This is a genomic window from Mangrovimonas sp. DI 80 (genome assembly GCF_001975575.1).
GTDB classification, from domain to species: Bacteria; Bacteroidota; Bacteroidia; order Flavobacteriales; family Flavobacteriaceae; genus Mangrovimonas_A; species Mangrovimonas_A xylaniphaga.
This window is the reverse complement of sequence record NZ_MSDT01000001.1, coordinates 90,811-113,604: the sequence shown is the minus strand read 5'-3', so window position 1 is coordinate 113,604 and position 22,794 is coordinate 90,811. Positions and strand designations below refer to the sequence as shown.

18 protein-coding genes are annotated in these 22,794 nt (G+C 40.5%); 6 read left to right on the top strand and 12 right to left on the bottom strand.

Features of this window, described 5'->3' with window-relative positions; all coding sequences use genetic code 11:
- Window positions 1–134: 134 nt before the first annotated feature.
- On the top strand, window positions 135–992 hold the full coding sequence (locus tag BKM32_RS00510; protein WP_076662034.1) for a VOC family protein: 858 nt from the start codon (window positions 135–137) through the stop codon (window positions 990–992).
- A gap of 17 nt (window positions 993–1,009) precedes the next feature.
- A complete protein-coding gene (locus BKM32_RS16425) occupies window positions 1,010–1,180 on the top strand; it encodes a hypothetical protein (RefSeq protein ID WP_171971839.1) in 171 nt (56 codons plus the stop codon).
- A 176-nt stretch (window positions 1,181–1,356) separates the two neighbouring features.
- On the opposite strand, the gene BKM32_RS00505 is transcribed toward BKM32_RS16425, so the two are convergent.
- The 9 genes from BKM32_RS00505 to BKM32_RS00465 form a co-directional block, all read right to left on the bottom strand.
- Window positions 1,357–1,920 (bottom strand): dihydrofolate reductase family protein, encoded by a 564-nt coding sequence (locus BKM32_RS00505; protein WP_076662032.1) that lies wholly within the window; start codon window positions 1,918–1,920, stop codon window positions 1,357–1,359.
- A 160-nt stretch (window positions 1,921–2,080) separates the two neighbouring features.
- Entirely contained in the window at window positions 2,081–3,118 is a 1,038-nt protein-coding gene (locus tag BKM32_RS00500) for an MBL fold metallo-hydrolase (protein WP_076662030.1), read from the bottom strand.
- Between the two features lie 259 nt (window positions 3,119–3,377).
- Window positions 3,378–3,833, bottom strand: a complete 456-nt coding sequence (locus BKM32_RS00495; RefSeq protein WP_076662028.1) for a protease complex subunit PrcB family protein — start codon at window positions 3,831–3,833, stop codon at window positions 3,378–3,380.
- 296 nt (window positions 3,834–4,129) lie between these two features.
- The gene (locus tag BKM32_RS00490) at window positions 4,130–4,615 is read right to left on the bottom strand and encodes an arsinothricin resistance N-acetyltransferase ArsN1 family B (RefSeq protein ID WP_076662026.1); all 486 of its coding nucleotides are present in this window, start codon (window positions 4,613–4,615) and stop codon (window positions 4,130–4,132) included.
- 114 nt (window positions 4,616–4,729) lie between these two features.
- A complete protein-coding gene (locus tag BKM32_RS00485) occupies window positions 4,730–6,292 on the bottom strand; it encodes an arylsulfatase (protein WP_083702043.1) in 1,563 nt (520 codons plus the stop codon).
- A 340-nt stretch (window positions 6,293–6,632) separates the two neighbouring features.
- Window positions 6,633–7,361: an intradiol ring-cleavage dioxygenase gene (locus tag BKM32_RS00480; protein WP_076662023.1), complete on the bottom strand. Its 729-nt coding sequence runs from the start codon at window positions 7,359–7,361 to the stop codon at window positions 6,633–6,635.
- A gap of 106 nt (window positions 7,362–7,467) precedes the next feature.
- Window positions 7,468–8,151 (bottom strand): LytTR family DNA-binding domain-containing protein, encoded by a 684-nt coding sequence (locus BKM32_RS00475; protein ID WP_076662021.1) that lies wholly within the window; start codon window positions 8,149–8,151, stop codon window positions 7,468–7,470.
- Window positions 8,148–9,203 (bottom strand): sensor histidine kinase, encoded by a 1,056-nt coding sequence (locus BKM32_RS00470; RefSeq protein ID WP_076662018.1) that lies wholly within the window; start codon window positions 9,201–9,203, stop codon window positions 8,148–8,150. The genes BKM32_RS00475 and BKM32_RS00470 overlap by 4 nt, the downstream gene beginning before the upstream one ends.
- A 116-nt stretch (window positions 9,204–9,319) precedes the next feature.
- The gene (locus BKM32_RS00465) at window positions 9,320–9,802 is read right to left on the bottom strand and encodes a hypothetical protein (protein ID WP_076662016.1); all 483 of its coding nucleotides are present in this window, start codon (window positions 9,800–9,802) and stop codon (window positions 9,320–9,322) included.
- A 287-nt stretch (window positions 9,803–10,089) separates the two neighbouring features.
- Here BKM32_RS00465 and BKM32_RS00460 point away from each other — a divergent pair, with 287 nt between their 5' ends.
- The 4 genes from BKM32_RS00460 to BKM32_RS00445 all read left to right on the top strand — a co-directional run bounded on the left by BKM32_RS00460 (window position 10,090) and on the right by BKM32_RS00445 (window position 19,559).
- Window positions 10,090–13,155 (top strand): TonB-dependent receptor, encoded by a 3,066-nt coding sequence (locus BKM32_RS00460; protein WP_076662013.1) that lies wholly within the window; start codon window positions 10,090–10,092, stop codon window positions 13,153–13,155.
- A gap of 11 nt (window positions 13,156–13,166) precedes the next feature.
- Window positions 13,167–14,768 (top strand): RagB/SusD family nutrient uptake outer membrane protein, encoded by a 1,602-nt coding sequence (locus BKM32_RS00455; RefSeq protein WP_076662011.1) that lies wholly within the window; start codon window positions 13,167–13,169, stop codon window positions 14,766–14,768.
- Between the two features lie 17 nt (window positions 14,769–14,785).
- Window positions 14,786–16,750 carry a carbohydrate binding domain-containing protein gene (locus BKM32_RS00450; protein ID WP_083702042.1) on the top strand — a complete coding sequence of 655 codons (1,965 nt, stop codon included), beginning with the start codon at window positions 14,786–14,788 and terminating at the stop codon, window positions 16,748–16,750.
- Window positions 16,751–16,871: 121 nt separating this feature from the next.
- Window positions 16,872–19,559, top strand: coding sequence for a sialate O-acetylesterase (locus BKM32_RS00445; RefSeq protein WP_083702041.1), 2,688 nt, complete (start codon window positions 16,872–16,874; stop codon window positions 19,557–19,559).
- Between the two features lie 69 nt (window positions 19,560–19,628).
- On the opposite strand, the gene BKM32_RS00440 is transcribed toward BKM32_RS00445, so the two are convergent.
- From BKM32_RS00440 to BKM32_RS00430, 3 genes are all read right to left on the bottom strand, one after another.
- Window positions 19,629–20,756: an endo-1,4-beta-xylanase gene (locus tag BKM32_RS00440; RefSeq protein WP_076662007.1), complete on the bottom strand. Its 1,128-nt coding sequence runs from the start codon at window positions 20,754–20,756 to the stop codon at window positions 19,629–19,631.
- A gap of 99 nt (window positions 20,757–20,855) precedes the next feature.
- Window positions 20,856–22,022, bottom strand: coding sequence for a mannonate dehydratase (gene uxuA, locus BKM32_RS00435; protein WP_216349590.1), 1,167 nt, complete (start codon window positions 22,020–22,022; stop codon window positions 20,856–20,858).
- Between the two features lie 20 nt (window positions 22,023–22,042).
- The gene (locus tag BKM32_RS00430) at window positions 22,043–22,777 is read right to left on the bottom strand and encodes an SDR family NAD(P)-dependent oxidoreductase (protein WP_076662003.1); all 735 of its coding nucleotides are present in this window, start codon (window positions 22,775–22,777) and stop codon (window positions 22,043–22,045) included.
- Window positions 22,778–22,794: the final 17 nt, after the last annotated feature.

Here is a 22,794-nt window from a genome sequence, read left to right as displayed (position 1 = left end):
GTATTGTAAGAGGCGGTAGTCGTTATTACCATGACTATAACCATCATAAATCTTTTAATTATTTCCACTGTTAATTGTTTTAAGAAAATCCCTATCTTTATATGAATAAATTCTCACTGTAAAATACTGTAAATATGAAAGTTAGTCAAAATGGAATCCCCAAATTAATTGCGCTCTTGTTTTTGTTTTTTACGCTGTCATGCGATCAGACGGAGTACCCTACTTTGTCCACCTCTGATTCTATCCAATACAATCACGGTCAGATTGTTTGGCATGATTTGATCACGCCTAATCCGAAACAGGCTATGGATTTTTATGCTAACCTTTTTGGTTGGACCTACAAGTCCCTTGGTACGGATGATATGGCCTATCATGTCATCTATAGCGGAGGCCATGCCATTGGCGGTATTATTCCGTTAAATGTAGCAACGCATCCTTCTGGGGAATGGCTGAGTTCTGTTTCAGTGACCGATGTCGACAAAGCGGTGGAATATAATACGGCCAAAGGAGGAAAGACCTTATTTAAACCTTCCAACTTTAAGGGCAGAGGCCGATCTGCTTTGGTCCAAGATCCGCAGGGGGCCTATGTGGCTTACGTCCATTCAGAAACTGGAGATCCTCAATTTCAAGTAGCCAATAATTCCTGGCTTTGGAACGAGCTGTGGACCAATGATGTTACGGGCTCCTTAGACTATTATAAGGGGGTAGCTCCCTATGCTGCCATGGAAAACAATGAAGAAAAGGTACCTTATTTCATCTTGAAATCAGGAGATCAGAAGCAGTGCGGTGTCATGAAAAATCCAGTTGCCAACATGAGATCAGCCTGGTTACCTTACATTAAAGTGGTGGATGTCGAAAGCGTTTCTACAAAGGCGGTTTCTTTGGGAGCCAAAATAATGCTCGAACCTCAGCAGGATATCAGAAATGGTTCTGTAGCCATCATTCAAGATCCTAATGGAGCGCCTTTCGCCGTTCAAATCTGGAATCAATAACATTAAAACTCCTTAAAATGAAAATACATAAATCCTTTTCCGTTCTCGTCGTTATTTTGTTCTTATTTCTTTTAGCTGCCTGTGGCTCTGCCCATACCAATGTGGGGGTAGACATGCGTTTCGGCCCCAATGGACCTCATGTGTCACCTCATGTAGGTGTTGACTTTTATGGTGGTGGACGCCACTAATATTTTTTTGGAGTTGAGGTTAAGCTGATGATGTGTAGTGCAGTTGCTCTCTGGCTAGTTGCTCTTGTTTGTGGCTATAAGTCCTAATTGGGCAAAGGTGCCTATGGTGAATAGTTGTAGAGCTTGAGTTACATTGCCCTATTTGCAGTTTGTGCTAATATTTTAGAGTTTCTATGTTAAATGTCCTCAGTGGGTTGTTCGATGTATTTTAAAACAATCCCTCCATTTACTAATTGTTGAATAGAAACCAATGACAGGTGCTTTGGTGTTAAACCTTGAGAGAAGAGTGGGCGGCCACTACCCAAAATAACGGGAGCAATCCCAATACGATACTCGTCGAACAGATGGTCGTTCATCAACATTTTGGAGAGGTTGGCACTTCCAAACACAAACATGTAGCCTCCTTGTTGAGCTTTTAATTTGAAGATTTCTTCTGATGGGTTTTCCTTAATGAGTGTGGTATTGTTCCATTCGGCGTTTGATAAGGTTTGAGAAACCACAATTTTGGGAATTTGATTCATTAAATCGGCAATTTCTCCTTCGGCGTTGGTCCAATAGGCCGCCATCCCTTCATAGGTCAAACGTCCGAATATGAGATAGTCTGCCGAGTGCAGTTGCTCGATACTTAGTTGTTCAAGCTCAGGTCCCCATACCTTATTGTGAAAGGATAAATCCCAAGGCTCATTGCCTTCATAGTAGCCGTCTAGTGTGATGATGTTCCACATGATCAGTTTTCTCATGACGCCATTGTTTAGGTGAGGAAAAGGAATGTTTTTAGTAGGGAAGGGTATCTAAAGTTAGTGGTTTTTTAGGAATGGATAGGTGAAACGGTAAGTTTTTGAAATAGAATTGTTTAGTTTGTATTGTTTGAAAATAGATTTAAGAGCGGTATCAAGAGTATTAGTCTTTCCACCAAACTTTATTCTCATGATTTTTATAATCGACCAATTCACCCAATTTTGGATGGATATGGGCACTCTTGTTGCCTTGTGCAGCATCTAAAAAAGCGTCCATGGGTTCTTGCCAACTGTGTTGCGCCAAGGAAAAGCCAGCCCAGTGCACAGGCATGATGCATTGTACTTTTGCATCCCGAGCCGCTTGCACACTTTCTTTTGGGAACATGTGGATAAGGTGCCAATTTTGGTTGTATTGGCCACATTCCATAAATCCAAAATCGAAGGGGCCCAATCGGTCTCCTATTTCTTTAAAATGTTTGCCATAGCCACCATCGCCAGAGAACCAGATGTTTTCGGAAGACGTTTTAAACGCCCAGCCTCCCCAAAGGCATTTTGCCCTGTCGGTAAGTCCTCTACCTGAAAAGTGGCGGGTGGGAGTAAAGGAGATATCGATCCCTTCAAATGAACTTTTTTCCCACCAATCGAATTCGGTGATTTGATCATTAGGAACTCCCCATTTCTCTAAATGACGCCCCACCCCCAAGGCCACATAAAACTGTTTCACCTTTGACTTCAGTTTTTTGATGCTTTTATAGTCTAAATGATCGTAATGATCGTGGGTTATCAACACAAGGTCAATCTCTGGGAATTCTTCAATCAGGTCCAAGGTGTTTTTGCTAAATCTTTTTACAGGAAAGGGCGCAATTGGCGCTGCATCTGGTCCTAACATAGGGTCGATCAGGAGAGTTTTGTTCTGCATACGCAGTAATATCACGGAGTGTCCGTACCAGATAAATTTGGTGTTTTCGGAAGGTGAGAGAAACTGTTCTTTATTGAAGGTTTCTATTGGCAGGTGCGTTTTGGGTTCACGATCCTGCTTTTTAAAAAACTGTTTGTACAGTAATTTGGGAAGGTTTTGTATACTGATGGACATGATAGTTTCTTCCAAATTTTGGAATTTATCATTGTTCCAATTGGGGCTCTTGGCATATTGGGTGATATGGTCGTTGGTGGGTTTTGCTCCGTAATGCTTTTTGTTCATGGTTGAGGTTTTAATGCTAAGTTCTCCTTCGTTTGTTCTTGTCTAATAGATTATAGTATACTAGGCTACAATATATTCAAACCTGGAAATATACTTTCTGCTAAAAATCAAGTAAAATTACGCTTTATATATGATATGCTCGCGCAGTAGCTATCCTTAAATAATTTGGTTTTAAATGGAGTTGTGAGAGAAAAACATCGCGTCGCATTTCAGTGTGAAAAACAACGCAATGAATTATGATAGGGGTAATGAGGAGGAGTTATTGAAATACTATAGGCAAATTGGATATTGGAATTTTCACAATAAGAAAAGGTTGCGTCATCACTGTGGTTGCGATTCCATCGGAACCTAGTGTGTTAATCCTAAAGATGATATTTTCAACATTGGCAGTCATATTAAAATCCAAACTAGAGCCTCCATTAGGAAGTACTTCGCTAAATATGGCTATAACTTGATATTGAGAAAAATCGATATCCGTTTCCGAAAAATTATCGGACACATTGTTTACTGAATTCATTTGGGCCAATAGAATTTTCCAAGCTCTTTCTTCAGTAATAATCATTTTCTGTTCTACTAATCCTTCGGCTCCAGCACCATAAAGATTGTCCTTAGCAATCAAGGTGGGTTCAATTTCTATCATGTCAGGTTGATTGTCGATTGGTTCGCATCCCAATAAGATAATCGATACTAAGATAATTAAGGCATGTGTTCTCATAATTGTGTGTTTTTTTGATTAATGATGATTATTCAAAATAGATGGTTTTGAATATTTTTAGAACATAGGTGCCTATAACTTAAAAGCGCGTAGTTTTGTTAGGATGCCAATCTCTTTGAAGTAATGATTCTTTTATCCTTTTAGTTAAAGAATAATTTTAAGTGATTGATTTTGTGTTAGGTGTAATAAAATTACAATATAAAAATCAGAAACCGAGTGATTTTCAGGTGTTTATATTTTTTAAGAGGAGTTTTTTAGGGAGTGCTATTATAAGTTTGTCATTGTTTATACTATTGTTACTTAAAAATGAGTTCCCAATAGCCAACATCAATCCATTTTTCAAACTTATAGCCCACCTCTTTGAATTGGGCAATCTTTTCAAAACCTAGTTTTTCATGAAGTGCAATACTTAAATCATTGGGTAGGGCAATGCCTCCAATAACCGCATGGAATTTCTGTTTTTTAAGTTGATTTATAAGGCTTTTGTAGAGTTGGGTACCCAATCCTTTTCCATGTTGGTCGTACCTAAGATAAACAGTACTTTCAACAGTATATCGATAAGCAGATCTTGATTTCCAAGCCATAGCATAGGCATAGCCTAAAATTTCATTATTTTCTTCGTAAACAATCCAAGGGTATTGAGCGCTATTGGTTTTGATTCTCTCTGCCATCTCCTCTTTGGTAATAGGAGTTTCCTCAAAGGTAATCACGGTATTTTTGATATAGTAATTATAGATGTTTGAAATTTCTTCAGCATCGCTCATTTCAACATTTCTAACCATGCACTGTTTTGTTGTTTAATTTAAAATAGAAGGAACATTACTAATTTACAGAATAAAAAATCCAGTTTCACCCTATTGCAGCATGAAACTGGATTTTATTTAAAATGGTAAGTTTTAGTTACCGCCTATGGATGATTTCAGTTTTTCCTCAACGGCGCTCAAATTAAACGAACCTGGGGTCTGGCTAGGTGGGTAATCCTTCATGGTCATTAGGAAATTGGCAGCCAAACCTTGTATAGGGACCAATACATAGGCGCGGTCCAAAAGCCAATCGTAGTAAGTGTTGGAGTTGTGTTGGGCTTTTTCAAAGGGGTCTCGTCTTAGGTTTTCAATAACAGGAACCCGTAGTTCCGCCCAAGGTTCCATCCAAACACCGAATTTTTCACCCCTATTTTCCAAAAAGATAACTTTCCAGTCATCATAACGTGCGGCCACAATTTGTCCGTCGTCGTTGACATACCAAAATTCGTGACGTGGGGATTCTTCTGTTTTTCCAGTAAGATAGTCGGTTAAATCATACCCATCAATATAATTTTTATAGCTTCTGCCATTTAAGGAGACTCCTTTTTTGATTTTGTCCTTAATGCCGGGAGCTCCAGCAATGGAAGCAAAGGTTGGCAGCCAATCTTCATGGGACACAATGCCGTTTAAAGTTTTATCAGCAGGGAAATGTCCAGGCCATTTAATAAAGGTTGGCACACGGTAGGCGCCTTCCCAGTTGGAGTTTTTCTCCCCTCTAAAAGGCGTGGTCCCGGCATCTGGCCAAGTGTTGTAGTGAGGACCATTATCTGTAGAGTACATCACCACCGTATTATCAGTAATGCCCAATTCATCCAATAAATCCAAGAGCTCTCCAACGTTGCCGTCGTGTTCTATCATACCATCGGTATATTCATCATTACCAGGATGGCGATGTTCTTCCCTAACATGGGTACGGAAGTGCATACGCGTACCATTCCACCATACAAAAAAGCGTTTGCCATCTTTTACTGCTTTTCTGATAAAATCTTTAGCTGCCGCTACAGTTTCGTCATCAATGGTTTCCATGCGTTTTTTTGTCAAAGGTCCTGTATCCTCAATACGTTGACCTCCTTTTCCGTCGGCCCAGCAATGAAGCACTCCTCTTGGCCCATATTTTTCCAAAAAGGTTTTGCCGTCCTTCATTTTCATATCTCTTGGATAATCAAAATTTTCAGGCTCTTCTTCGGCATTGAGGTGGTACAGGTTTCCTAAAAATTCATCAAAGCCATGCATGGTTGGGAGGTGTTCGTCCAGATCGCCTTGGTGGTTTTTGCCAAATTGTCCAGTTGCGTATCCCTGGCTTTTCAAAACAGTTGCCATGGTCACATCGGTTTTTTGCCAACCTTGGGCAGCGCCAGGCAATCCTACCTTGGTCATTCCAGTTCTTACGGGGACGTTGCCACCAATAAAAGCTGCCCGACCAGCGGTACAACTTTGTTGCGCATAATAATCGGTAAAGGCAAGGCCTTCTTTAGCAATTCGGTCGATGTTTGGGGTTTTGTAGCCCATCATACCGCGGTTGTTGTGACTAATGTTCCAGGTACCAATATCATCGCCCCAAATAACCAAAATGTTTGGTTTTTCCTGACTGAAAGAGCATAAAGGTATCAGCATCAACAATAAAAACAACTTTAGAGGGTGAAGTTTTTGTTTCATGATTTTTGAGATTAATTAAAAGTTATTGATTAATAGCTGTGAAGTAGGAGGAGAATTATAGAGGGGCTGGTAATCAGTATCTAATGTAAACAAAATAAGTCAAACTTTTACTACAAAGTGTTGCTAATTAGTGTTTTATGTGGAAATTTTTGATTTTAGGGAAATTGTTTGCAAACTTTTCATTCTAAAACTTAAGTTGTTGAAGTTCAATTAATATAATGAAATAGGAAAGTAGTGATATGAAAAGAGGTGTTCAATTTTGAACACCTCTTTTCGGCTAACAACTCTAAAGATCAAAACAATGGAATTTTTAGGGTTTATATGTCGACACCCTCAAGGGCTATACAGTGATTATTTTGGTCAAAGTATACCCGTCGGTAGTGTTTCCGGTAAGGGTGTCGGCCATATTATCCTCCAAACTATCCGAGAACACATTATCGGTTTCGTTGGAGGTGTCTGCTGTACCGTGGTAGCCTGACGTGGCGTAAACGGTGTCGCATATATCTTTAGGAAAGGCAATTTGGGTGACTCTTTTTGAGTTGCCATTGGCATCTAGAATTTCCACATGGATGTGAGGCGCCCTGCCCATGTACCATCCGGGAAAAATACTGATAAAGGAGGCTTGTCCATTACTATCGGTAGTTTGACGCCCTCTTAAAAAGTGATTGTCGGTATAGTCGGCCGTCTGCATTTGTACGCCGCCATATTCAGAATAGTTTCCATCCGCATCACAATGCCATATATCCACCAAAACTCCCTCCAATGGAGCACAATCGTTGTCTTTATCTTGTACGGTAAGGGTCATTAGGAAAGCCAAACCAGAGCGATCGCCTATAATATTTTCCCTAACCAATTGCGAGGGTGTTTTGATAGGGAAGGGACCTTTGGTCTCACTTGGGGATAGTACACAGTCCTCAGTAGTACTGCCAGAGTTATTTCCTGAATTGTCTCCCGTTGCATTACCTGATCCTGAATCATCATCACTGGAACAGCCTGTTAGAACTGTTGGAATGGCCACGATGGTTCCAACTCCCAAAAGTCCGTTTTTTAAAAAATCTTTTCGTTTCATAAGCTGTATGTTTTAATTCTTCAACCAAATTATAAAAAGCTTAATGAGAAATGAACAAATTGAGAGGAAAGGGAGAAAATTTGCGGTTAATTAACCAAAAGTGTGTTTAGCTGAGTGGCTCCAAATTTTGTTTGTAACTGTTACCAATGGGCAGTTTGGTATAGCCTAGGTCTACTTCTTGGGAAGCGATACTTTTAATATTGTGCAAAGGCACAATATAGGATTTGTGGATTCTGGCAAACTGTGCTTTCGGGAGTTTTTCCAAGATGCCTTTCATGGTGGATCTTGTAACCAGACTTTTTTGGTCTTGGATGTGAATTTTTACATAGTCGTCCATGGCTTCCAAATAAAGGATGTCCTGAATTGGGATGCGGTGAAGTTTGTAGTCGGCCCTTATCGATAGCAAGGGGTTGGCATTTTCGTGTGCCTGTTCCAATTCCAAGCTTTTTTGAACTCGCAAGACTGCTTCGGTGAAGCGTTCCAGGGAAAAAGGTTTTAACAAATAGTCTGTAGCATTCAAATTGAAGCCTTCTACGGCATATTCATCATAGGCGGTGGTAAAAATGACCTTTACCGGTTTGGTGAGAGAGGCATAAAAATCGATCCCATTGATATTAGGCATTTCTATGTCCAAAAAAATGACATCTACCGGAAATTTATTGATGTATTTTTTGGCATTTGTAAGATTGGAGAAGGTTTTTTCCAATTGGATACCATCAAGCTGCTCACAAAAGGTCTCTATGACTTTAAGTGCCAGGGGTTCGTCGTCTATGGCAACTGCCGTGATCATGATAAGTTTAGTTGTAAAGCCACTTTAAACCTTCCTGATGCTACCGTAGTTGTGAGTTTATGCGCATTGGGGTAGAGAATGTTTAGGCGACGCTTTGTGTTTTTCAATCCTTGCATGGTAGAGGTTTGCTCATCTTGATATTTTTTGGAGAATGTATTCTCTACTCTCAAAAATAAGGAATTCTCTTCGTTTATGGATAGGTCTATTAGAATCTCTGAGTCGTTTTCTGCGGAAGGCCCGTATTTAAAGGCATTTTCAATAAAATTGATCAAAAGCAAAGGCGCTATTTTTTTGTTGGAAAAGTCCCCCGAAAAATTGGCAGTCACCTTTATGTCCTCTGAAAGACGCAATTTTTGAAGAGCGATAAAATTTTCTATATAGGCAATTTCCTTTTTGAGATCCACCATTTTTTGGTCGCTTTCCGTCACCACATAGCGCATTAGGTTGGAAAGTTTGATGACTGCTTTTGGCGCTTCATCAGATTTTGTAAGGGTTAGGGCATACAGACTATTAAGGGTGTTAAACAGAAAATGCGGATTGATCTGAGCTTTTAAATATGAGACTTCAGTGGCCAATTTTTCGTTTTGCACACTATGCAGATGTTCTTCCAATCTTAAAAATAAGGACAGTAAAAACACGACGATGTAGTGGAAGAAATAGCTATCTCTTGAAAAAATGCCGAAAGGCAACAACCGATTTCTCGGTTCGGGCGGCATTGCGGGCATTTTGGGTCGTCTCATGTTATTTGGGAAGTGTTCTGGAATCAGGATTTGTGGTAAATTAAATACAAGGAGATACCCCAAGAGAGAGAGCCCCAAAAACCAAAACCAGCGCTTTTTGATATAAAATTCTGGTACAATAAAATAGTAATTGCCATAAAATACCAAGAGCAATAGCACATAGCTTAAAAGGCTGCGCTGAAATGGTTTTACCTTAAGTAATTCCAAACCCGAACCAAGGTCGGGGGAGGTTAAAAAAGGAATGCTCACCAAACCAATACCAATCAATAGATTGATGAGGAGGTACCTGTTTTTAAAAGGGCTGAAATTCATATTTCAAAAATACCCCTTAAAGATAGTGATTTGAAAAAAATGAGGTGTTTGCTTGGTACAAAGCGGTAAACGCACATTTGCATGTTTGGTTAAAAGTATGGTATATATGCGAAGGGTTATTCTATCCGTCTGTAGTTTTCTGAATAGATTCTATTGCCCTCATCGTCGATCTCGATTTGTGTAAAGGAGTTGGGGCCCAATTGCAATTCGTTATTGAACTTTGTTTTCAAATCGATGATTTTGGTCATGATTTTAGAACCATAATCCAACACTTCCGTTAGGGTATCTCCATGGATTTCGTAACTGCCGTAGCCAAACCATTCCGAGGAATCTGACGGTACATTTTTACACCACATCACCTTAGATTTGGTATACATTTTTACTTGACGGTAACCTTCACTGGTTTGGAAGGAGTCTACTATTTTATTGTCTTCATAATTGTAAAAACTCACCAGTTCCCAAGCCCCTTCCAAGGATTTTTTGTTCATCATTTTATCCTTGTTAATGGGGTCAATGGCTTCCGTTGTGTTGGAAGATTTCGAGTTGTTGCAGGATGCTATAAGTATACAAATGGCTAAAAAAGGGAGTAGTTTTTTCATGATGGAATGCTTTAAAAAAGATGACACGATAGCTGTTTGCTCGCAGAAAATATTAGAAATTACCAATTGTTAACATATGTAAAAATACTCATTTTTATACGAATATCGTAATTTATTTCCCTTTGAATTATTGATATGCATTGAGTTGTTGTGAAAAATTAACAAAAAAATAACGCAACCGATTGAGTAAAAGAAATAATTACGTATATTTATCGATATCAAAATTATACTAGGTTAAAAATACCATAACCTTAAATTAACAGACCTTAAATTAATATTTTGACAAAATGACCGATCAATTCAAAAGTAATTACAGGAATAAACCCCAAAAGGGTTTTTTAACGTTACTGCTCATGGCCTTTGCCTTGGCAGTGCAAGCACAAACGGTTAGTGTTTCAGGAAAGGTTGCCGATGCTACTGGCCCTCTGTTGGGGGTTAGCATAATAGTAAAGGGAACTACCACAGGAACCGCAACCGATTTTGATGGGAATTATACCTTGGATGGGGTAGACTCCAATGCCACCTTGGTTTTTAGCTATGTGGGGTATCTTACCCAAGAAGTAGCCGTTGCAGGAAGAAGTGTCATCAATATCACCCTGCAAGAAGACCTTGCTCAGTTGGATGAAGTTGTGGTGGTTGGATATGGTACTATGGAACGAGCCAATGTAACCGGAGCCATTTCAACGGTTGAAATGGAGGAGGTAGCTAAAGCTCCTGTAGTCAATGTGGTAGAGTCTTTAAGAGGACAGGTTGCCGGGGTACAGATTAGCAGAAATACTGGGCAACCAGGTTCGCCGCCAGTACTTAAGATTAGAGGTAACAACTCTTTGGGGGCTTCTACAAACGGGGGGACAAATCTTGATACTGTGAACCAGCCTATCATTGTTGTGGACGGTGTTCCATTGGTTGGTGGTAATATGGCCGAGTTTAACCCAGACGATATCGAAAGTATAAATATCTTAAAAGATGCCGCTTCCGCTTCTATTTATGGTTCCAGTGGCGCTAATGGGGTCGTTTTGATCACAACTAAAAGTGGAAAAAAAGGGAAAACTCAGATCACAGTTAACAGTTCATCCGGTTTTGTTAGTTTGGCTCAAAGGCCTGATATCATGACTGGAGATGAATTCGTGAAATTTAGGATAGATGTTAATCAGAACAGTAGTTCAGGAGCGCAGTATTTTCCAAATACTTTGGGATTGGATCCTATTGAATATGCTAATTATATTGAAGGAAATCAAGTAGATTGGATGGATGAGGTTGCCAGAACCGGAGTTCAAAACAATGTAGGGTTGACAGTTTCTGGAGGAACGGAGAAGACAACTTTTTACTTAAATGGGGATTTTTTTAGAGAATCAGGGCCATTGGTGGCTTCAGATTATAAGCGGTTTTCTGTACGCTTCAATGGAGACCTACAAGCTACAGATTGGTTGAAAATTGGAGCTAGAGTTCAACTATCTAAAAGTTTTGCCGACCAAAGAACAGCCATTGTTGGTTTTGGAAATGGAGGAGTACCGGCCCTTTCTGCATTGGTTGAGTCCAGTCCGTACGGTAATTTATATGATGAAGATGGTAATTACAGCAAGTTTGCAACAACTGACCTGTTTGCAGTAAACCCATTGCACAAGTTTAACGAAAGTGAACTGGATGTTAATATTACAAGGTCTTATGTGAATCCTTATGTGAATATTGATATAGCCGAAGGCTTGGATTACACCTTGAATACTTTTGCTGAAGACAGAAGAGAGTTTTTAGGAAGATTCCAATCAACTAATTTTACAGATGGTGCAGATAATTTAGCTCAAATAAGAGAGCGTCAACAAGTTACCTATTTGATTGATAATATTCTTTCCTATAAAAAGGATTTTGGTAAGCACGGGTTCGATGTAGCGTTGATATACGGAATGCAAAAATCTGAATGGACAGAGGTCAATTCCCAAGCTACTAGAACCGCAGCCGATGAGTTGGGGTATTGGGGCCTTGGAACGGCACCTCAGGAGCTTCAAAGTACAGGGGTAAACACTAGTGATTGGGCTAAATCCTATCTAGCCGGAAGACTTGGTTATAATTACGATGGCCGCTATAGTGCTACTTTAACTTTACGTAGAGATGTGTCCAATAAATTTATTGGAGACAATAGAGTGGGCTATTTTCCATCGGCAGCTTTTGCATGGAATGCGCACAATGAAGCTTGGTGGTTTGGAGGAGATACCTTTAGCAATTTTAAAGTACGTTTGAGTTATGGAGAATTGGGTAACGATAATATTCCTTCATTTTCGTATCAAGCCAATACCAATGCAGTGTTAATTCCACCGGCAGATGCTGAAACAGGCTTAATCCCTGGAAATGTTGCTGGAAATCCAGATATTAAGTGGGAAACTAGTAAACAGTTCAATGTTGGGGTAGATTTTGGCTTTTTCAATAGTAGGGTTAATGGTTCTGTAGAAGTTTATAACACAAAAACAACAGATGTATTGCTTTATCAACGCATCCCAGCAGCGCTTAACAATGGATATGAATTTTACCCATCAAATATTGGTGAGACTGAGAATTCGGGAGTTGAAGTTGGCTTAAGAGGTGATATCATTAGAACCGAAGATTTTTCATGGAACATGGGTGTTAATTGGGCCACTTCGAAAAGTAAAATTATAAGATTGAATGAGGTAGGAGAAGATGGAGAACCTTTGGATGATATAGATAATGGTTGGTTTATTGGTCAAGATTTCCAGGAAATTTATGGATTTGAATATTTAGGAGTTTGGCAAACAGGTGAAACCCCAGATGTTACTAATTTGGGAGCGGTTCCACAACCAGGAGATCCTAAAATTAAAGATACCAATGGCGATGGCAATGTAGATTTTGAGGACAGAACCTTTTTGGGGAATCCAACACCAGATTGGTATGGTGGTATCAACAATGTGTTCCGATATAAAGGTTTGGAGCTTTCGGTTTTATTTGAATTTGTAGAGGGCGTAAAGAGAATCAATTCTATCTACAATAGTTATAATTCTGCTAGACAGAATAGAATAAATATCAATTATTGGACGCCAGACAATCCAACCAACGATTATCCTAGAGTAGGTGAAGGTAGTGCGATGACTCCAGGAGGAACTTTCTACAATTCTATTTTTCTTGAAGATGCCAGTTTTGTATCTTTAAGAAATGTCTCCTTGTCCTATAGTTTACCAAGTGAAATGCTGGATAGAACTTTTCTAAATGGTTTGACCTTATCCGTTAGTGGTAACAATTTAAAATATTGGACAGATTATACAAATGCCTATTCTCCAGAGATAACAAATACAGATCAGTATCCTATTTCTAAAACTTGGGTGATGGGAATTAAATTAACCTTTTAAAAAAGAAGACAATGAGAAAGTTTTATAAAATTTCAATTGCGCTTTTTGCAGTTACACTCTTTTTTACAGGGTGCCAAGATGATTTTTTAGATCAAGACTTACGCCATACTTTATCCGCTGAGGATGCGGCAAATACGGTAAATGGTAATAAAGCTTTAATTGCCAGTGGTTTGATTTACGCCAGAAGTATATTTGCTGATGGGGGCGCTGGAATTTCAGTATTTAAGCCCTGCGGTACGGATATCGTACGGAGTGGGACCAATTTAACTGATGAACCAGCAGATGGATTGTTGGGAATGAATACCTATGACGGTAATTTCTCTGCTGCCAGTGGGCCGCTTGATGCCATGTGGAATTATTATTACTCAGGCGTCACTCCTGCCAATATTGCAATTAGTGGCATAGAGGCTTCAGGCCCTATTGAAGATTTGGATCCAGAAATCAAGGATGCATTGGGCCAAGCGTATACCATGAGAGCCTATTTGTATCTTGAATTGGTGAGAAGGTTTGAAAATATCCCAATAGTTGAAGTAGCCGATTTGGAAGAAACAGGACCTGTGTTTACAACAGAGCAAAATTCTAAAGAGGAAGTATACGATTTAATTATTTCAGACCTAGAAGCTGCCATACCTTTATTGAAAACCAGAAGTGAGGGTGATGATCAGGCAATTTCTATATCTAAAGGTTTGGCTAATATGATGTTGGCAGAAGCCAGTTTAGATATTGGTGATTATACTAAAGCCGTTGCGGCAGCTGAGGCTGTGATTAACGATGGGTCTTATGTATTACAACCATTGGATAATATTTTCGGATTGGATGGAGGCAAAGGTGGTGAAGAAAATAACAGCGAGTTAATTTTTTCAATTGCTTTTCAAGAGTCCTCATCTACTGTGCAATGGACATCACAAATGTTTGTACCACTGTACGACAGAATCCCAGGTGTAGCCAGAACTATGGAAAGTGGCGGAAGACCTTGGTCAAGGTTATCGCCTTCAGAATACTATTGGTCTTTATTTGACACCAATGGTGATGGTGATGTTATGGATGAAGCCGACGGTCGTGTACAAGCTTGGCATAAGTTGTTTTGGACTTTTGATGATGCTGAAAATTTGCCTGATGGGGTAGAAATAGGAGATGTAGTTTTAGAAGAGCACGCAGCCTCAACCAATGTAAGATATATTGAACCAACTTCCACTAAAACTTGGGAAAATGGGCAATATAATAGAACAACTGCTTTAGCTGAAGGTTGGAGAAATATTATTATTTTCAGATTGGCCCATGCTTATCTTGATGCGGCCGAGGCACATTTTCAGTTAGGGAATACCGGTCAGGCCATGCAGTATCTTAATGTGTTAAGAGAACGTGCTTATGGGAATACTTCTGGGAATTTTTCCAACATCACTTTTGAAGATATTATTGAAGAGCACGCTCGCGAATTGGGCCATGAAGGTCATCGCTGGTATTTCTTAAAAAGAAATGGCCTATTAATTGAAAGAACCAATATGTACAATCCAAATGCAGCTGGAAATATAACTGCAGGAAAACATGAGCGTTGGCCTATTCCTCAAAGTTTTATAGATCAAACAGGTGCTACTCAAAACCCTGGTTACTAACAAGTAAAGAATAAGTTATGAATAAATTTTTAAAATTTCTTTTTAGTGCATTCACAATAGTGTTGGCCTTGACACTTGTGAACTGTAACAATGATGACGATTTTACTGAGGTTTCGGTAACAGCGGTAAATCCAACATCTGTATATCCTCTTGAAAGTGTAACCATTCAAGGTTCAAATTTCGATTATGTACAGTTTGTTTTTGTTGGAGATAAACACACGGAATTTTTCCTCAACGAGGATGGTACTTTAACCTTTGTCGTTCCAGAAAATGCCCAAGTAGGCAACAATGTGGTGACTTTGGCCATGGTTAATGATTATAGAGTTCACTTTAATATTGAAGTCTTATTAACTCCGGTACCTATCATACAAAACTTTGATGCTTTTGTGGCAGTAGGCAGCAATGTTACCATAACAGGAACTAGTTTTAATGCGGGATATAACCCGGTAGTAACAATAGATGATGTGCCAGCCACAATAGTTTCCAATACCGATACTGAATTGGTGGTGACCGTACCTGCTGGGGTAGATGACAATGCATTTTTGGATCTTACTGTTAGTAATGATTTTGGAGAAGCAACGGCTTCAACAGCTTTTGTGGCAAGACAAAATTTCCTAGTGAATAGTACCTTAAGCGAAGGTTCAGGGGATGAGTTTACCGGATGGGAAAAACTTAATGGAGGTGAAACCATGACCGAGCTAACAGGAAATGATGCTTATGGCGGCGGTCGCTCAATGAGAGTGGCACCTGCTGGAGGTAACCCTTGGGACCGACAGTTTGCCAGTACGCCAACACCGTTAACTTTCGGCGAGCAGTATACCATTATCTTATTTGCCAAGGCAGAATCTGCAGGAGCGCAAATGCGTGTGTCGGTATCGCAATGGGATGGCAATGGCGCCGATTATTTTTATGGAGACACCGTTGAAATTTCCAATGCCGATTGGTTGCCTTATACATGGACTTTTACTGTGACCAATGATTTACCAACCCACAAAGTGGTGTTGGATATGGGAATGGGAAGCGTACCTTTTGGTATTGATCATATTGCTTTGGTACCTGGAGCATTTTCAGCTGTCGCTGGGCCACCAGAATTATTGTCTAACGGAAGTTTTGAAGATGGTTTGACTGGTTGGGAAAGCTTGAATGGTGCCCACGATATCTCTACTTCTGAAGCCTATTGTGGTGATCAATCTTTAACGGCTACTGGAGCGGGAGGAAACCCTTGGGATACCCAATTGGCTTCAGACCCTATGGATTTGGTTGTAGGAACCCAATATGAAATTGGTTTCTGGGCCAAAGCGGCGGGACCTGATGGCGTATTTAGAATTTCCATGTCACAATGGGATGGCAACGGATCGGATTTCTTTTATTCGGATGATTTGAGTATTCCAGAAGATTGGAAGTATTTCTCCTTTGTAGTAGAAGCGGCTTCAGTTCCTTCGGGGGTATATAGATTATTGTTCGATATGGGAGCCACATCACAAACCTTCTTTGTGGATGCCGTAACAGTTAAAGAATATGAAGTAGTAGGAAGCAGTTTGGCTGCCAATGGTGGATTTGAAGATGGATTAACCAATTGGAATACCTTAAATGGCGCCCATGAGGTTTCCACAACAGAATCCCATTCAGGATCGGCTTCTATGACAGCTACTGGAGCAGGGGGCAACCCTTGGGATGTGCAAATGGCATCAGACCCAATGGATATGGAGGAAGGAAATGACTATAAAATTAGTTTCTGGGCGAAAGCCGCAGGACCTGATGGCGTCTTCAGAATTTCTATGTCGCAATGGGATGGTAATGGATCGGATTTCTTTTATTCGGATGATTTAAGCATTCCAGAAGACTGGACTTATTATTCGTTCGTAGTGAATGCGGCTGCAGTACCTTCAGGAGAATATAGATTGCTGTTCGATATGGGCGCTAGTACACAAACCTTTTTTGTAGATGATGTGTCGGTGGTTCCATACGATGCCTGCGATTAAAAAAATAGAAACAGAGTTAAATTAGAATTAGTTTTGAATTAGTTGGAAAATCGTCAGGTCTAGAAGCCTGACGGTTTTTTTATAGCTACATTTAAAATCGTTAAAAGAAAACAACTTGTATATGAACTCCAAATCCATATTTAAGAGCGCCCTGACAATTTTGGCGTTTATTGTTTGTAGCTCAAACCTTTTGGCTCAAATTCGACTTCCCAAGCTTTTAAGTGATGGTGTGGTATTGCAAAGGGATACAGAACTGAGGATTTTTGGTTGGGCTTCAGCGGGAGAGACCGTTCGCTTAAAATTCAACAAACAAAATTTTGAGACGGTTACCAATGCTTCGGGGGAATGGGAATTCTTATTGCCGCCTCAAAAAGCAGGAGGTCCTTACCAAATGACTTTTAGGGGGAAGAACTCAATTGAGGTAAATAATATCCTTTTTGGAGATGTATGGATTTGTTCAGGGCAATCCAATATGGAAATTTCCATGGAAAGGGTCAAGGAAAAATACCCAAAGGAAATTGCGGCTTCAAAGAATCCTTTTATCCGCCAAATCGAGGTGGTTGATGCTTATGATTTCCATCAACCCCAAACAGATTTTAAGGCTCCTATGCAATGGTTGGAGGCCAATCCCGAAACTATTTATAAGTTTTCTGCAGTGGCCTACTTTTTTGCCAAAGAATTGTATGATACTTATCAGGTGCCTATTGGTTTGGTTAATGCCGCCCTTGGAGGGGCTAGGGTGTCTTGTTTTTTGAGTGAAGAGGCCCTTAAGGAGTTTCCAGAGGATTACCAAGTTGCTCAAGAGTTTAAAAATGACAGTCTGATTGAGGCTATTACAACAGCCGACAATAAAAGAGCGGAAGATTGGCACAAAGAATTAAACTCAAATGATTTGGGTGTTAATCAGTTACCACAATGGAGTGATCCGCAATATAACGATTTCGATTGGAACCAAATGATGGTTCCTGGATTTTGGGCAGACCAATCGTTGGGCTTTGTGAATGGAGCGGTTTGGTTCAGAAAAACTATCGATGTGCCCAAGTCCATGGCAGGAAAGCCAGCAAAACTTATGATGGGGCGCGTGGTGGACCAAGATTTTATCTATATCAATGGGCAACAGGTGGGCAGTATCAGTTATCAATACCCGCCGAGACGCTATGAGGTGGCTCCTGATATTTTGAAAGAAGGTAAAAATGTCATTACCGTTAGAGTTGTGAACCAGTCGGGAAGAGGTGGTTTCTTCTATGATAAACCCTATTGCCTAGCTGTTGGTAACGATACCATTGACTTAAAAGGGATTTGGAAATACCGTTTAGGGACTAACATGCCATCTTTGGCTTCTCCAACTTTTATTAGATGGAAACCCTTAGGGCTTTACAACAAAATGATTGCGCCTTTAACCCAATTCAAAATAAAGGGTGTGTTGTTTTACCAAGGTGAATCCAATACCTACGATCCTCAGTTGTATGCAAAACAATTTCCTGCTCTCATTTCCGATTGGAGAGCTCAGTGGGGACAAGGAGATTTCCCTTTTTTGTATGTGCAGTTGCCTAATTATATGCAGCAATACAACACAGAAAAGGAGAGTCAGTGGGCGCAATTACGGGAAGCCCAATGGAAGGCTTTGTTGCTTCCCAATACGGGAATGGCGGTCGCTATAGATGCGGGCGAATGGAATGATATCCACCCATTGAATAAGAAGGTTATAGGAAAACGTTTGGCCTTACAGGCACGTTCCTTGGCTTATGGGGAACAAAACTTGGTGGCTTCGGGTCCTTTGTTTACATCTGCTATGGAGAGGAATGGTGCTTTGTATGTCAATTTTAAAAATGAGGGAGAAGGCATGGTTTGTCATGGGGATGCATTGAAAGGTTTTGAAATAGCAGGAGCCAATCTTCATTTCGTAAAAGCTAATGCCTCTATTGAAAATAATACCGTGGTGTTGAGTCATCCCAATATTGCCGATCCTCAATATGTAAGATATGCCTGGGCCAACAACCCTGTGGAAGCTAATTTATACAACAAAGGAGGCTTGCCGGCATCGCCTTTTAGAAACTATGATCCTGGAACGTTGCACAAAGTAGCTTGGCAAGGAAAGCAGTGCGCCGTGGTGCTAACTTATGATGATGCCCTAGATGTGCACTTGGACAATGTAGCACCACTATTGGATGAATTAGGCATGAAAGCGACCTTTTACATTTCTGCAGCAGCAAGCGGTTTTACATCACGAACAAAGGAATGGCAAACCTTGGCTTCCAATGGGCACGAATTGGGCAACCATACACTTTATCACCCCTGTTTAGGAAATCTTCCCGGTAGGGAATGGGTGAACCCTAACTATGATTTAAGTACCTACAGTATTGAAAAAATGGTGGAGGAAATTAGATTGACCAATGCCTTTTTAGGTGTTCTTGACCATAAAACCGAGCGCACCTTTGCTTTTACTTGTGGAGACATGGCCATAGGAGATAGAACGTTTATGGATTTGTTGAGAGGAGATTTGGTAGGCGCTAGAACGGTCTATAAAGGCATTGAACCGATAGATGCTATAGATCCATATGCCATCAAGTGTTTTGGGGTGAATGGCGAATCAGGAGAAGAGTTGATTGCCGAAGTGGAAAAGGCGATGAAAAACAAGGGCCTTTTGGTGTTTTTGTTTCATGGTGTTGGAGGAGGTCATTCCTTGAATGTTTCTTTGGAGGCTCACGAAGCCCTTGTACGTTATTTAAAGGCTCATGAAGATGTTATTTGGACGGATACGATGTTGGATGTGGTAAAAAATATTAAAGCCAACCAGGAGCAGCAATAGCTCTGTTTTGAAAAAGCTAAAAATAAAAAAGCCTGCATCACTTGCAGGCTTTTTTAATACTTAGTTTTTTTACGGAACGTTCGTTCCGTTTAAACCATCTTTAAAGCCGTCGTAGGCTGGTTTGGGTTCAAAGTCAGCATCATACATTAAGGGCCATTCGGTACCATTGTCGTACAGCCAACTGTCAACATCCCTTACGCCCCAAACCGTGATTCCAAATTGCTGGTTGGTAGGAACCATAGTCTTATAGTAATAGGATACGCGTTGGTATTGATCAGATTGAAGAGCTGCTCTTTCCGCCGTCAATTCAGTAAGGTCATCGGCATAATTCACTTTAACATCCAATTCCGAAACATGAACTAAAAGCCCAGTGTTGGCAATTTCCTGAATAGCCAATGGCAGATCGCTGGTAGGCCAATCGTGGTTGAGGTGCATTTGCATCCCAATACCATCAATAGGAGTGCCATTGTTTTGGAATTCGCTAACCATGTTCAGGATGGCTGCTCTTTTTGCAGGAGTTCCAGCAATGTTATAATCGTTGTAAAACAATTTTACATCAGGGTCAGCTTCTCTAGCCCATTGAAAGGCTTTGGCTATATAATCATCTCCAATACGCTGTTGAAATAGAGTGGAGCGCAAAGCGCCACCATCGTATCCTTCATTTACCACATCCCAACTTTGTACGATAGGATTGCCATCATCATCCAAAGCATTCGCAAAATGGGCTACGGCGGCCTGAATGTAATCTTTTATAAGAGTTTCAAATTCGGCATCGGTTCCAGAGAAATTTTCCAACCAATTTGGAATGGCATATTCTGGATGCCACAGTAAAGTGTGTCCATGAACCCTTAAATCGTTGTCTTTGGCATAGGCTACAATGGCATCGCCATCACTCCAATCGTAGCTGTCGGGACCCATATACATATTGTACATCTTCATGTCATTGCCTGCCGTGATGCTGTTATAATCGTTGAGCAACACCTCCTTAAAGGCGGTATTGGTTGCTGAACTAGAAGCAAGTTCGGCCGCTGATACTGTATTTCCTATTGGAAAATTTACCTGGTCTTGTAAATAGTCCGGAGTGCTAGGGTTTGGGTTGGGGTTGGAAGGACCGCCTACAATAGGACTGTTCCCACCATCATCGCTACTACAGGAAACGATGAGCACACAGATAAGGAGTTTGAAAATCTTCTTCATCTATATTTTTTTTAAGTTTTGCCTACTTCAAAATTTAAATGGTGGTTCGGCATATTCCCATTGTGCTTTTTTGTAACAGTAACGCACTTCTGTTATATTTTAAGTTTTGGACAGTTGATGAATGGTACCAAGTTCCAAACCACGCAATTCCGCTAATCCTTTTAATCTGCCCACTAATGAATAGCCGGGGTATTGTTCCTTTCCTTCTTCAATGGAATGTAAAAAGCCATGGTCTGGCCGCATGGGGAGACTGGTTTGTCGTTCTTGCATTAGAATTATGAGACGTTCCATAATTTGTGCAATTGGATTGTTTCCGTAAAGGTGTTCTGATTCCCTAAAGATACCTTCTTTTTCCCTTGTAACATTGCGCAAATGCAAGAAATGGATGCGATCTCCAAAATCGTCTATCATTTGCAATAAATCGTTGTCTGGATGGGCTCCAAAGGATCCCGTGCAGTAACACAGACCATTCGTTTTAAGAGGCACCGCATCAAAAATTGCTTGCACATCTTTGGAGGTACACATGACCCTTGGCAATCCCAATACCGAAAAAGGCGGGTCGTCTGGATGGATCGCTAATTTCAAATCCAAGGATTCAGCTACTGGAGCTACTTCTTCAAGGAAATGAATGAGGTTACTTCGTAAGGCATCGTCGTCAATGCCTTTGTAATTATCCAAAAGGGACAGAATTTCTTCTGCTGTAAAATTCTTTTTGCTTCCCGGAAGTCCCAAAAGTACATTTCTGAACAAGGTTGCTTTGTCTTGTTGTGAAAGCTGTTCCCCGTAGGCTAAGGCATCGGCTTTTTGTACTTCGGTATAGTCGTCTTTTGCCCCAGGGCGTTTCAATAGAAATACATCAAAATAGATAAAAGCCTTAGGGTTGTACATTAGGGCCTTGGTGCCATCAGGATTTGTAAAGCTATGATGCGTCCTTACCCAATCCAAAATGGGCATGAAATTGTAGGTAATTATTTTAATGCCACAATGGGCAATATTTTTAAGACTTTCTTTATAGTTTTCAATATAGGTTTGATAGTTGCCCGCACGACGTTTGATGTCCTCGTGTACGGGAAGACTCTCTATGACGGTCCATTCCAGTCCTGCGTTCGCAATGGTTTGTTGGTGTTTTTGGATGTCCTCAATTTCCCAAACGTCCCCCACTGGAATATGGTGCAGAGCACTTACAATCCCTGTGATGCCACATTCCTTAAGGTCTTTGAGCCCGATAGTATCGTTTGGGCCAAACCATCTCATTGTTTGTTGCATTTGTATCATGGCCTTTCCAATTAAAATCCAATACTGTTACCGCCATCTACAGGAAGTACGGTTCCTGTAACAAAGCTGGCTTCATTTAAGGCGAAAAAGTACACGGCATCTGCAATGTTGGAAGGTTCTCCCAAAATTCCCATAGGTGTTCTACCCAATACCTTGTTTTTGCGTTCTGGATCATCGTCCAAAGCTTTGGCAGACATTTTGGTTTTAATAAAGCCAGGGGCAATACAGTTCACCCGAATGCCATATTGCGCCAAATCCACGGCCATAGATCTGGTCATGGCTTCTATGGCTCCTTTACTGGCCGTATAGGCAATTACTTTTGGAATCCCATATTGAGATGCCATGGAGCTGATATTGATAATGCTTCCGCCTTGGTGCTGTTTCATAATTTTAACCACCTCTCTGCTCACGGCAAATACACTTAATACATTGGTGTGAATGATGTTTGCAAATTCTTCATCCGAGACGTCTTCAAAAGGTTTTTTGAGGTTGATCCCTGCATTATTGACCAAAATGTTTATATTTTCATCACCCGCTATATCCTGAATCATGTCTGGAATGCCTTCTAAATTATTCAAGTCAAAGATGACTGGCACGGCATTCGGACCTATTTCTTTACAGGCATTGTTGGTTTTGTCTTCCGAGCGTCCTATTATGTAGGTAACAATCCCGTTGTCGCATAATTTTTTTGCGGTGGCAAAGCCCAAACCCGAATTTCCTCCTGTTACAATTGCTATTTTACTCATGTGTTCTTCTTGTCATT